Annotated in this window: 12 protein-coding genes; 2 read left to right on the top strand and 10 right to left on the bottom strand. The window is 70.7% G+C overall.

The window, feature by feature from the left end:
• The first annotated feature begins 152 nt into the window (after positions 1-152).
• On the top strand, positions 153-911 hold the full coding sequence (gene fabG, locus HHX37_RS00370; RefSeq protein WP_182884137.1) for a 3-oxoacyl-ACP reductase FabG: 759 nt from the start codon (positions 153-155) through the stop codon (positions 909-911).
• Between the two features lie 7 nt (positions 912-918).
• On the opposite strand, the gene HHX37_RS00365 is transcribed toward fabG, so the two are convergent.
• From HHX37_RS00365 to HHX37_RS00330, 8 genes are all read right to left on the bottom strand, one after another.
• Positions 919-1,305 carry an SCO5389 family protein gene (locus tag HHX37_RS00365; protein WP_182882503.1) on the bottom strand — a complete coding sequence of 129 codons (387 nt, stop codon included), beginning with the start codon at positions 1,303-1,305 and terminating at the stop codon, positions 919-921.
• A gap of 44 nt (positions 1,306-1,349) precedes the next feature.
• Positions 1,350-2,282: an ATP-binding protein gene (locus HHX37_RS00360; protein ID WP_182884136.1), complete on the bottom strand. Its 933-nt coding sequence runs from the start codon at positions 2,280-2,282 to the stop codon at positions 1,350-1,352.
• Between the two features lie 101 nt (positions 2,283-2,383).
• The gene (locus HHX37_RS00355; RefSeq protein WP_182884135.1) at positions 2,384-3,937 is read right to left on the bottom strand and encodes a serine/threonine-protein kinase; all 1,554 of its coding nucleotides are present in this window, start codon (positions 3,935-3,937) and stop codon (positions 2,384-2,386) included.
• A 77-nt stretch (positions 3,938-4,014) separates the two neighbouring features.
• Complete coding sequence (locus tag HHX37_RS00350) at positions 4,015-4,407, bottom strand: RrF2 family transcriptional regulator (protein ID WP_111697623.1); 393 nt, start codon at positions 4,405-4,407, stop codon at positions 4,015-4,017.
• Positions 4,408-4,410: 3 nt separating this feature from the next.
• Complete coding sequence (locus tag HHX37_RS00345) at positions 4,411-5,376, bottom strand: sulfate/molybdate ABC transporter ATP-binding protein (RefSeq protein ID WP_182873180.1); 966 nt, start codon at positions 5,374-5,376, stop codon at positions 4,411-4,413.
• Positions 5,366-6,163: a sulfate ABC transporter permease gene (locus tag HHX37_RS00340; protein ID WP_111697625.1), complete on the bottom strand. Its 798-nt coding sequence runs from the start codon at positions 6,161-6,163 to the stop codon at positions 5,366-5,368. Before HHX37_RS00340 ends, HHX37_RS00345 begins: the two co-directional genes overlap by 11 nt.
• Positions 6,156-6,977 (bottom strand): sulfate ABC transporter permease subunit CysT, encoded by an 822-nt coding sequence (gene cysT / locus HHX37_RS00335; protein ID WP_111697626.1) that lies wholly within the window; start codon positions 6,975-6,977, stop codon positions 6,156-6,158. Before cysT ends, HHX37_RS00340 begins: the two co-directional genes overlap by 8 nt.
• A gap of 39 nt (positions 6,978-7,016) precedes the next feature.
• On the bottom strand, positions 7,017-8,045 hold the full coding sequence (locus HHX37_RS00330; RefSeq protein ID WP_182873179.1) for a sulfate ABC transporter substrate-binding protein: 1,029 nt from the start codon (positions 8,043-8,045) through the stop codon (positions 7,017-7,019).
• Positions 8,046-8,254: 209 nt separating this feature from the next.
• On the opposite strand from HHX37_RS00330, the gene HHX37_RS00325 reads away from it, so the two are divergent.
• Positions 8,255-9,202: a hypothetical protein gene (locus HHX37_RS00325; protein ID WP_182884134.1), complete on the top strand. Its 948-nt coding sequence runs from the start codon at positions 8,255-8,257 to the stop codon at positions 9,200-9,202.
• A gap of 17 nt (positions 9,203-9,219) precedes the next feature.
• On the opposite strand, the gene HHX37_RS00320 is transcribed toward HHX37_RS00325, so the two are convergent.
• Both HHX37_RS00320 and HHX37_RS00315 read right to left on the bottom strand, forming a co-directional pair.
• On the bottom strand, positions 9,220-10,635 hold the full coding sequence (locus tag HHX37_RS00320; protein ID WP_182882498.1) for an LCP family protein: 1,416 nt from the start codon (positions 10,633-10,635) through the stop codon (positions 9,220-9,222).
• A 115-nt stretch (positions 10,636-10,750) separates the two neighbouring features.
• On the bottom strand, positions 10,751-11,764 hold the full coding sequence (locus HHX37_RS00315) for a LacI family DNA-binding transcriptional regulator (RefSeq protein WP_182884133.1): 1,014 nt from the start codon (positions 11,762-11,764) through the stop codon (positions 10,751-10,753).
• Positions 11,765-11,949: the final 185 nt, after the last annotated feature.

Below are 11,949 nucleotides of genomic sequence, written 5' to 3'. Positions count from 1 at the left end.
GTGGGGCTGGACGCGGACAGGTGCGCCCGGAGAAGGTGAGCCAGGCGGATGAGCGGTGGCGCGTCTGTGTTGAAGCCCGCCTGTGTTGAAGCGCGCCTGTGGGGGAGCGCTAAGTAAGTTGCTGTGATCGGGCACGGGCGCGGAGGTTGGCGATGGAGCGGTTCGTTGGGAAGTACGCCGTGGTCACCGGTGCGGCGCGGGGGATCGGTGCGGCCACGGCCCGCCGTCTCGCGGCGGAGGGTGCGGTGGTGGCGTGCGTGGACCTCACGGCGGAACGCTGCGCCACGATCGTGGACGAGATCGCGGTCACCGGGGGCAGAGCGGTCGCCTTCGGCGGTGACGTTTCCGACGGCGCCCAGGTGGAGAGCCTCGTGTCGGGGGTGATGGCCGAGTTCGGGCGTATCGATGTGCTGGTCAACAACGCCGGTCTGACGCGGGACAACCTGGTGTTCCGGATGTCGGAGGACGACTGGGACAAGGTGCTCGACGTGAATCTGAAGGGCGCGTTCCTGATGAGCCGGGCGGTGCAGAAACACATGGTGGACCGGAGATCGGGGGCCATCGTCAACCTGTCGAGCCGGTCGGCGCTGGGCAACCGTGGGCAGGCCAACTACTCGGCGGCGAAAGCGGGGATCCAGGGGCTGACCGCGACCCTCGCGATCGAGCTCGGCCAGTTCGGGGTCCGCGTGAACGCGGTCGCGCCTGGTTACGTGGCGACCCCGATGACCGAGGCGACGGCGGTGCGGCTCGGCATGTCGCCGGAGGAGCACCAGGCCGTCGCCTCGCAGTTCGTGCCGTTGCGGCGGGTCGCCCAGCCGACCGAGATCGCGTCGGTGGTGGCGTTCTTCGCCTCCGACGACGCGTCGTACGTCACGGGGCAGACCCTCTATGTCAACGGCGGATCGCAGTAGGGCGTGTTCAGCAGTCGACCAGGCCGGGGCTCTGGTTCAGGATCTGCGCGCGGGGGGTGACGAACTCCCCGTAGGCCTCGGTCGCCGCCGGATCGAAGACCGCGACCCGGTGGCAGTTCTGGAAGGCGAGCCGTACGCCGAAGTGCCTTTCGAGGGCGCCGCGCATCGCGTCGCTGGCCAGGCAGCGGAGCAACTGTCCGCGGGAGGCCTCGTCGGGCGGCGGCACCTGGTTGTCGGCGAAGTCGGCTCCGGATCGGTCCCGTTGTTCGATCAGCGCGGTGATGGTCGTCCAGGCGTACGGCAGCGAGTCGCGGACGCAGGCCACGAAGGCCTCGTCGTCCACCTCGCCGGCACGGGCCTGGGCGAGCAGGTTGTCGGGCACGGACAGCGACATGGCTGTTCTCCTCTCGATGTCTTTCGACGAGTTCGGGGTCAGGTTCAGGGGGTGGTGACGGCGGGGCCGTACACGAATTCGGGGTCGATCTGCGCGACCAGGTCTTCGCCGGTGGCGCGGTTCGCCCACGCGCGGGCGTTGCGGGTGTGGAACTCGGCCGCCTGCCTGCCGAACTTCGCCCAGTCCTTGGGCTGCGCGTCGAGCCGGTCGAGCATGGTGGCGAGTGCATGGTGGCCTGTGGGCTCCAGGTCGCCGAGAGTGAACGGCCGGCCCTGCTCCATCGCGCGGACGGCGGGGGAGTGACCGAACCAGGTCAGCAGGTCGTCGCCCACCTGCTCGCGGAGGAAGTCGGCGTCCTCCGGAGAGTGGATCTTGTTGCCCACGACGGCCAGCGGGATGTCGAATCCGGCCGCGTGGTCGCGGTACTGCCGGTAGACGCCGACGCCCTGCCGGGTGGGTTCGGCGACCAGGAAGGTGAGGTCGAACCGGGTGAAGAGCCCAGAGGCGAAGGAGTCGGCCCCGGCGGTCATGTCCACCACGACGTACTCGCCGGGCCCGTCGACCAGGTGATTGAGGTAGAGCTCCACCGCGCCGACTTTGGAGTGGTAGCAGGCGACCCCGAGGTCGTCCTCGCCGAACGGGCCGGTGACCATGAGCGAGACGCCGTCAACGTGGCTGTACGGGAAGAACGGGTCGTCCAGCCGGACCAGGCGGGAGCCGCGCCCGGGGGGAGTCGTCTTCACCATGGACGCCGCGTCACGGATGCGGGGATTGTCGCCCCGCAGGTAGTCCTTGATCTCGGTCAGCATCCCGCCCAGCGGGTGAGGCTGCCCGGGAGCGCCGAGGGCCAGACCGAGATGCTGGTTGATGTCCGCGTCGATCGCGACGACCGGTCCCCGCCGCGTCGCATACCTCGCGAACAGCGACGACAGGGTCGTCTTCCCGCTTCCGCCCTTGCCCACGAACGCCACTCTCATGGCGTCACCCCCCGCTCGGTAACCACACTAGGAAATGAAAACCGTTGTCACTTTCGGTCGTGGCTCATCATGGCACATCCGCGAGGGCGGGGAGGGGATTTTCAGCTCGCGGCGGGCGGCTGGAAGAGTGAGAGCACTTTGACCAGGGTCGGGCGCAGGGTGTCCCAGTCGGAGGCCCGGGTGGTCCAGGTCAGCACGCTGGTCGTCGTGCCCGTCGAGATCACGCGGCGGTACTGGTGGTATCCGACTCCCTTGACCAGGTGGTCACCCGCCGGCGCCTTCCGCGGCTTCCAGGTGAACTCCCAGTCGGCGGTGGGCCCGTACGGGCTGGTCACGGGCTTGAGCCGGAGCTTGCGGTAGCTCTTGGCGGTCGGCAGGAAGATGGCCTCGGCCTCGCCGAGCGCCGCGAGGGGATCGGTGCCGCTCTGCGCGGTCACCTCGACGACGAGCGCCGCCGCGTCGTCCGGGGCACGCCAGGCGATGGTGTACGGCTGGTCCTCGCGGGTCCAGTCGCGGGGCACACCGGCCCGCCAGCCGGCGTCCGAGCGGTACCACTTCAACTTGAGCCGCGGCGCGGGAGCAGCGGAGGCCGAGCCGGAGACGGGCACGGCGTCCGGTCCGGTGGCAGAGGCCGTGACAGAGGCCGGGACAGTGGCCGGGGCAGTGGCAGGGGCAGCAGGCGTCGTGACAGGGGTGGCGGCCGGAGGGGCGGCGGCCCGGCCTTCGACGCCGGGGCGCAGCACCGCCCAGCCGCCCACCGCACAGGCGACCAGCACGGCCGCCGTGACGCCCGCGACCAGCCGGGCCCGGCCGAGGCTCCGCCGTACGGGGGGAGCGGGAGCCGGTGGCTCGGCCTCGGCGAGCAGCCGGTCGGCGGTCTCCGCGTCGATCCGCCGCCGCGGGTCCCGGGCGAGGAGCCCGGTCAGTACGGCGCGAAGCTCCTCGGGGACCTCTCCCAGCGGATGCGACGGCGGCCGGCCGGTGACCGCGAGATGGAGGGTGGCGCCCAGCGACCACAGGTCGGCGGCGATCGTGCGGGGGTCGTCCGCGGAACGTTCCGGAGCGAGGAAGTCCTCCGGATCCCGGCCGGCAGTCACAGCAGTGGGGAAAGCAGTGGGAACAGCAGCGGGGTCGCGGCGGGTGCGGGCGAAGGCCGGGTCGGTGGTGAACATGGAGACGCCGAAGTCGGCGAGCAGCACCCGGCCGTCATGACCGACGAGGACGTTGGCCGGCCGGACGTCGCCGTGCCGTACGCCGGCCGCGTGGGCGTGGGCCAGCGCGGACAGGACCTTTCGGGCGATCGGCGCGGCCTGCGCGGGCGTGAGCGGGCCGTCGCCCGCGACCATCCCGTCGAGCGAGCGGGACCGGACCAGCTCCATCACGATGTACGGAGCGCCGTCCTCCTCGGCCACGTCGTGGACGGCGGCGATGTGCGGATGGCGCAGCCCTTCGGCCTGCCGGGCCTCCCGGGCGATCTTGTGGACGAGCCGCAGTCGCGCGGTCTCGCCCAGGCCCGGGGGCAGCAGCACCTCCCGGACCGCCACGGGCCGGTCGAGCAGGGTGTCGTGCCCCTCCCAGACGACCCCGGTGCGGCCACGGCCGAGAGCGCGGACCAACCGGTATCGCTTGACGATGAGCCGCCCAGCAGCACCCATCTCGCCCGCCCTCTACGCCTGGCACGTTTCACCTTGAATGCGGAGTCTTGCACAACTAACCGGGCGAATAGCGGTGATTAGAGGGGCGGAAGTGAACCGGCCGCGATGTGGGCGAGGGTGACCTCCGTGAGCGTCGCCTGCTCGTGGTCGCGCAGCGCCGTCCAGACGTCGGCGAGCGGCCCGGCGACGCCGTGGAAATCCTCGTTGTCCTGCGGCGCTCCCTCGACGATGAGCACGACGTCGGCGAGCGTGATCTCCGTGGCGGGCCGGGCCAGCCAGTAGCCGCCCTCCGGTCCCCGCTGGCTGTGGATGAGACCGGCCCGCCGCATCTGCAACAGGATGTTGTCGAGGAAACGCCGGGGAATGCCCTGGGCCGACGCGATCCGCTCGGCCGGGACAGGCCCCGGCGCCGCCGCGGCCAGTTCGGCGGCGGCGCGCAGGGCGTACTGGGTCCTGACGGAAAGCCGCATTTCTCACACGGCACTGAGGACCAGGGACCGGGCCCCGGGAGAGGGCTTGAGGTGCACCGTGTCGCCGGGCGACAGCGCGAGCCGGTCGGCCTGCTCACGTGTCACCTGGACCCACGCCTCCTCCGTGCCGATCTTCACCTCCACGCGTACCTCGAAGCCGAGCCGTACGACGCGGGAGACCACGGCGGGGGACCCGCCCTCGACCGGGCCGGAGCTGATCTCGATGTCGTGCGGGCGGACCAGGCTGCCCCCGATCTCGGTGACCGGGCCGAGGAAGCGCATCACGAATGGGTTGGCGGGGTTGTCGTACACCTCGCCCGGGCTGCCGGCCTGCACGACCTCTCCGTTGGCCAGCACCACGATCGTGTCGGCGACCTCGATGGCCTCCTCCTGGTCGTGGGTGACGAAGACGGTGGTGACGTGCACCTCGTCGTGCAGCCGGCGCAGCCAGGCCCGCAACTCCTTGCGCACCTGCGCGTCGAGGGCGCCGAACGGCTCGTCGAGCAGCAGCACCTCCGGTTCCACCGCGAGCGCCCGGGCCAGGGCCATGCGCTGACGCTGGCCGCCGGAGAGCTGCGACGGGTAACGGTCGGCCAGCTTCTCCAGGTGGACCAGCTCCAGCAGTTCCATGACCCGCTTGCGGATCTCGTCCTTGGGCCGCTTGCGGATCTCCAGGCCGAAGGCCACGTTGCGGAAGACCGACAGGTGCTTGAAGGCGGCGTAGTGCTGGAACACGAAGCCGACGTTGCGGCGCTGGGGCGACAGGCGGGTGGCGTCGACGCCGGAGATCCGGACGGTGCCGGTGTCGGGCCGTTCGAGTCCGGCGATCACCCGCAGCAGCGTCGACTTCCCCCCGCCGCTCGGGCCGAGCAGGGCGGTGAGCGACCCCGACTCGACGTCCACGGACACGTCGCGCAGGACCGGGGTGGCCCCGAACGACTTGTTCACGTCGCGTACCTCAATTGCCATCGGACAGATCCTTCGGGCGCAGGAGCTTGGTGAGCAGCAGGGTGACCACGGCGATCAGGGCGAGGGCCGTGGCGGCGGCGAACGCGGCCGGCTGGTCGAAGTTCTGGAACCGCTCCTCCACGAACAGCGTCAGCGTCTGGGTCTGGTCCACGAGGCGGCCCGAGACCACCGCGACCGCGCCGTACTCGCCGAGCGAACGGGCCAGGCAGAGCACGACGCCGTAGCCGAGGGCCCAGCGGATGCCGGGGAGCGTGATGCGGACGAACGACTGGAGGCGGCTCGCGCCCAGCGTGTGCGCGGCCTGCTCCTGCTCGTCGCCGAGCTCCTCCAGCACCGGCACGATGGCCCGTACGACCAGGGGCAGCGCCACGAACACCGTGGCCAGCACCATGCCGGGAGTGGAGAAGATCACTTGGATGCCCCAGCTCTCCAGCAGGCCGCCCGCGGGGGAGAACCGGCCGTACACGAGGATGAGCGCGAGCCCGACGACGACCGGCGAGACGGCCATCGGCAGGTCGATGAACGCTCCGAGCAGCCGTTTGCCGGGGAACTCGTGCCGCACGAGCAGGAGCGCGGCGCCGACGCCGAAGACCGTGTTGGCCACGACCGCCCAGGCGGCGACCGTGATCGTCACCTTGAAGGCGTGTACGGCCGACGGCGAGGTCAGGGCTTCGACGAACGGGCCGAGCCCGTCCCCGAAGGTCCGCCAGATGATCAGTCCGACCGGCAGGACCAGCAGGAACAGGATGTAGACGACGGCGGTCAGGCGCAGGACGTGCTTAGCCACGGCGGCTCCCCCATCGCTGCAGGACGTCGAGTGCGATCAGCGCGACCAGGGCCACCACGAGCAGGACCGTCGCGATCGCCGCCGCGCCCGTCATGTTGTCGCCCTCGATCTGACTGAAGAGGTTCACCGCCGCGACCTGCGTCTTGAACGGCAGGTTGCCGGAGATCAGCACGGTCGAGCCGAACTCCGCGATCGCCCGGGTGAAGGCGAGCGCGGTGCCTGACAGCATCGCGGGAAGCAGGTTCGGCAGGATGATCCGGCGGAAGGTCTGGAACGGCCGGGCGCCGAGGGACGCCGCGGCCTGCTCCATCTCCCCGTCCAGTTCCAGCAGGACCGGCTGCACCGTACGGACGACGAACGGCAGCGTGACGAACATCAGCGCCAGCACGACGCCGGCCCTGCTGTAGGCCAGGTTGATCCCGAGCGGGGACTGCGGGCCGTACAACGCGAGCAGGACGAGACCGGCCACGATCGTCGGCAGCGCGAACGGCAGGTCGATGATCGTGTCGAGGACCGCCCTGCCCGGGAAGCGGTCGCGGACCAGCACCCAGGCGATGAGCGTGCCCATGACCAGGTTGACCACGGCCACGAGGGCGGACGCGCCGATCGTCAGGGTGAGCGCCGCCCAGGCGTCGGGGGTGGTGACCGAGCGCCAAAAGTAGCCGGGGCCCTCGTCGGCCGACCGCCACACCACGGCGGCCAGCGGGATCAGCACGATCAGGCTCAGGTAGAGCACCGCGGTCCCGAGGCCGGCGGCGGTGCCGCCGGCCAGACGCCGGGACGGCCGCACTCCTACAGCGGCGTCGACGCTCATTTCCCAGTGCTCACTTTCGCTGCACTCACTTCACGGTGCTCACTTCTCGGTGGCCACGCCGAGCTTGCGCTCGATGTCCGCGACCTTGCCGGTCTTGGAGTCGAAGAACTCGGTGGTGATCTTGTCCCAGCCGCCGAGGTCCTGGATGGTGAACAGCTGCGGCGGGGTGGGCCAGTCGAAGCCGGTCACCCCGTCGGCGACCGGGCGGTAGCCGTTCTTCGCGAAGATCGTCTGCGCCTCGACCGAGTAGAGGTACTTGAGGAAGGCCGCGGCCTCCGCGGGGTGCGCGCTGTTCTTCGTCACGGCGACCGGGTTCTCGATGAGGAGCGTGGCGTCGGGAACCGTGTAGTCGAGCTCCTGGCCGTTCTGCCGGGCGAAGATCGCCTCGTTCTCGTACGTGAGGATCGCGTCGCCCTTGCCGCCGGTGAAGGTCTGCAGCGACTTGCGGCCGCTGTCGTCCTGGACCGGCACGTTCTTGAGCAGCGAGTCGAGATAGGTGAGCCCGGCGGCCTGGTCGGCGCCCTTGTCCGACTTCGCGCCGTAGCCCGCGAGCAGGTTCCAGCGGGCTCCGCCGGAGGTGAAGGGGTTCGGGGTGATGACCTCGACTCCCGGCTTGATCAGGTCGTCCCAGGTCTTCAGACCCTTCGGGTTGCCCTTGCGGGTGCCGATCACGACGACGGACCTGGTCAGGATGCCCTTGCTGGGTCCGGCGGTGGGGCCGGAGTTCCAGTCCGCCGCGACGATGCCGGCCTTCACGAGCCGGGTGATGTCGGTCTCCAGGGAGAACTCGACGATGTCCGCCTTGAGGCCGTTGGCCACGGCCCGGCTCTGGTCGCCGGACGCGCCGAACGACTGGGTGAAGGTGATGTTCTTGCCCTCGGGCGTCTTCTGGAACGCCGCGATGATGTCCTTGAACGCCGCCTGGGGGGTGGAGTAGGCGACCAGCGCCAACTGGACCTTGCCTCCGCCGTCGCCCCCGCCGGCGTTGTCGCCTCCCCCGCAGGCGGTGACCAGGGTGGACGTCGCCACGACGGCGGCTGCGATGGCCCCGAGCCTGCGCACTTTCATGCCTTGCCCTCTATTCCTACCATGTCAGTCGGTTTAGTCGATATTAAAGACCGTTCCAGAGATTCCGTCAACTCCGATGGGTTTGCTGGGTTTGGAGTTGGAGTGACGGCAGAGATTCCAGTGATTGCTGTGAAATTTCCGGACAAGTGGTGTCGAGAGGTGCTAGGAACGTTCGCTGGGGGACAGGACCTGATCCCCTCAGCTCACCTATGACGTACGGAAGGACCCTCATGCACGACCCGGCCGAGGGCGAGGACGCCCACGAGCAGACCGGCCCGCTGGTACGGCCGTACATCGCGGGCGAGGCCCGGCACGACGCCGAGGGAGACCGGTTCTGGTCGGAGGAGCACGACGAAGCGGCCCTCGCCGCCGCACAGGGGCAGACACAGGGGCAGACACGGGGGCGGACAGAGGGACAGACCGCACAGGGCGAACAGGCCGATCACGGCGACGTGCTGGCGGAGGGCTGGCGTCCGGAGACCGAAAAGCCCGCGGAAAGGCCCGCGACCGTCGTCCTGGAGTCCTCGGGCAGCGAGCCCCGCGGCTTCCTGGGCTCGGGCTGGCGCAGCGCGCCCGATCCCGAGGACTCCGAGGAGGACGCCTATGGGAACGAGGAGGAGTCGCGGCGCGGCGGCATGCTGCTGCGGGCCGGCCTGATCGGTGTCGGCGTCGTCGCCGCGATCTGGGCCCTCGCCCTGTGGGTGGGCAGCCCGGCCGACCCGCCCTGTAGTGCGGGAGGCGCGGGCTGCGCGGCCGGCGCACCCGCGACGTCCCCGACGCCGGCTCCGGACAGTGCCTCCGGCGACGACGCGGCGCTCGCCGAGCCCGGGCCGGGTGACGGCGATCCCTCGTCCGGCGGGCCGACGACCGCACCCACCACCGCGCCCACCCCCGGACCGGCCACCGCGGCGCCGTCCCGTGACACATCGGCCCGCGACCAGGATTCCGGGCGCCGAGCCACCACCTCTCCGCGTCCGGCCCGGTCGCGCGGCCCGGTGCGGTCACAGGCTCCGGTGCCGGTGGACGAGCCGACCGAGGCGCCGACGACCGTCGCACCCACGACAGAGCCGACGGCCGAGCCCACCACCGCTCCCGCGCCCGCCCCCACCCAGGAGGCGCCCCGCCGCGGCGGAGGCCTGCTGGACATATTGTTCTAGCTCAGGACGCCGTTGGATCAGGACGCCGTGCAGCTGTCCTGGGTCGCGTCGAAGCCCTCCACGTCGTCGAGCGTCTTGGGGGGCTTCATCCCCTGCCAGTCGGCGCCGATCCCCAGCACGAGGGCCTGCGTGGTGGACGTGCGGACCAGGTGGGACCGCGTCTTCTTGAGTTCGCGGTACAACCGCGACGCCCGGCCCTCGCCGTTGGCGGAGTAGGCCACGGTGGTCTTCGCGTACGGCCTGGGCGCCTGCTCGACCTTCACGATGTGGTAGCCGCGCTGCTCCAGTTCGGCGGCCACCTCGGTGCCGAGGCCCTGCCTGCCGCTGCCGTTGCGCACCAGGATGTGGATCTGCGACTTGGGGATCTTCTGCTCGCCGCTGCGCACGTTCTTGGCGATCTGGTCGGCGGCGACCATGGTGAACAGGCGCCTGGCCTGGGGCTGCACCCACTCGACCCGGCCGGGGCTGGTGACCGAGTAGCGCCAGGGGGTGGTGACGAAGCGGATCTGCCCGGCCGTCAGGCCCTTCGCGCTCACCGCGAGGTCCTTCATCACGCCGATCGTGAGGTCGGGGTCGGTGGTGATCGCCTTGGTCACGGCGTCGAGGAACCCGAACAGCGTCGCGGGGTCGATCAGCGTCTCGCCGCTCATCGCCTTCTTGGCCATCGAGGCGAGGAACATCTGCTGCCGCTGGATCCGGCCGATGTCGGAGCCGTCGCCGAGCGAGTAGCGGGCGCGGACGTACCCGAGGGCCTGCTCGCCCTTGAGCACCTGCCTGCCGGCGGGCAGGGTGAGCAGCGCCTTCTTGTCGTGGACGGGCTGCGGCAGGCAGACCGGCACGCCGCCCAGCGCGTTCACCATCGCCTTGAAGCCGGTGAAGTCGACCTTCACGAAGTGGTCGATGCGGATCCGGGTCAGCTGTTCGATCGTCCTCCAGGTGCAGCCGATGCCGCCGGAGTTGAACGACTCGTTGATCATCCCGACGTGTGGCCGCTGGCCCGGGAGCCGGTCGCCCTTGGCGGGACACGCCGGTAACTGGACGAGCGAGTCGCGGGGGAAGCTGATCAGGACCGCGCCGTCCCGGTTCGGGGAGATGTGCGCCAGGATGATCGTGTCCGTGCGCTCGCCCGGGAACCGGCCGTATCTGGCGTTCGCGCCGTCACGCTGGTCGGAGCCGACGATCAGCACGTTGAGCGCTTTGCTGATCTTCTGGGGTCGCGCGTCGCCGAGGTCCTGCTTGGTCACCGCCTCGTGCCGGACGTTGCCGGTCAGCTTGACGTACTGACCGGCGGTGGCCGTGACGGCGCCGATCAGCACGCCCAGCACGCCCGAAAGGCCCACCCACAGCCAGGCCCGCCACTTCGGCGGCGTCCGGGGAGGTGGCGCCGGGAGGTCCTCCGCCGGGGGGGCGGGACGGACGTCGACGTGACCCACTGTCGTGCTCCTGGGGGTCGGACCAGGGCTTCCCGCCTGGTCGAGAGCCGGCTACGGCAAACGGGGCCAAGTGTAGCGATCTTCCCTGAACGCCACCTTCCAAATGCGTGAACCGTCAGGCGGGCGGGGCCGTGCTGCCCCGGGTGGTGAGGCGCGGGGGCTCGTCCTCCAGCTGCCTGGTGTCCGCGCCGTCGATCAGCGACAGCAGCCGCTGCGCCGCGTGCCCGCCGTACGCCGGGATGTCGCGGGCGACCACGGTCAGCGGCGGCCGGACGACCTGGCAGAGCGGGGAGTCGTCCCAGGCGACGATGGACAGGTCGGCGGGCACGTCGAGCCGCATCTCCTGGGAGACGGACAGACCGGCCACGGCCATGATGTCGTTGTCGTAGACGATCGCGGTGGGGCGGTCGGGCGAGCTGAGCAGCCGGCGGGTCGCCCGGGCCCCCTCCTCGCCGGTGTAGTCGGTGTGCACGGTGGGGCAGACGTCGAGGCCGAGGCCCGCGCAGACGTCGGTGAACGCGCGGTCGCGGATGACGGTGTGGACGAGCCGCGGCAGACCGGCGACGCGGGCGATGCGCCGGTGCCCGAGCGCGGCGAGATACTCCACCGTCTCCCGTACGGCCGCGCCGTCGTCGGCCCAGACCGGCAGGAGCGACCCGGCGGCCGAGGGGTGCCCGATCACGACGACGGGCATGCCCATCTCCTCGATCTCCGGCACCCGGGGGTCGTCGAGGTGGAGGTCGACGAGGATCGCGCCGTCCACCCGGCCCTCTCCCCACCAGCGGCGGTAGACGCCCATCTCCGTCTCGTGGTCGCCGACCACCTGGAGCAGTAACGCGTACGAACGGGCCGAGAGCTCGGCCTCGATGCCGCTGATCAGCTCCATGAAGAACGGCTCGACGCCGAGGAAGCGGGCGGGCCGGCACAGGGCGAGGCCCACCGCGTGCGCGCGGGCGCCGTTGAGCGCGCGGGCGGCGATGTTCGGCCGCCAGCCGATCTCGTCGGCGATGGCCAGGATGCGCGCCCTGGTGGCCTCCGACACGCCCGGCTGGCCGTTCAGGGCGTACGAGACCGCCCCCTTGGAGACTCCCGCCTGGCGTGCGATGTCCGCGATGGTCGGTCTTCTCACGTGTCCCCTCGGGCTGAACCGGTCCAGTGGCTGTCAGCTTACTACCGTTACTTTGCCTCCATCTTCTTCCTATTGACACCACCGACGCCCGGATTTTACGGTTTCGGCACTTATCCGGTTCAGCAGTAACGAGCCGTAGCAACATCGGGGCCTGGATGCAGACCCCGCGCGGCGTCGCGTGGGGG

It is taken from the genome of Microbispora sp. H10885 (assembly GCF_014161415.1).
GTDB classification, from domain to species: Bacteria; Actinomycetota; Actinomycetes; order Streptosporangiales; family Streptosporangiaceae; genus Microbispora; species Microbispora triticiradicis.
Note: the sequence above shows the minus strand (reverse complement) of the source record. Positions and strands in the feature narration are given on the sequence as shown.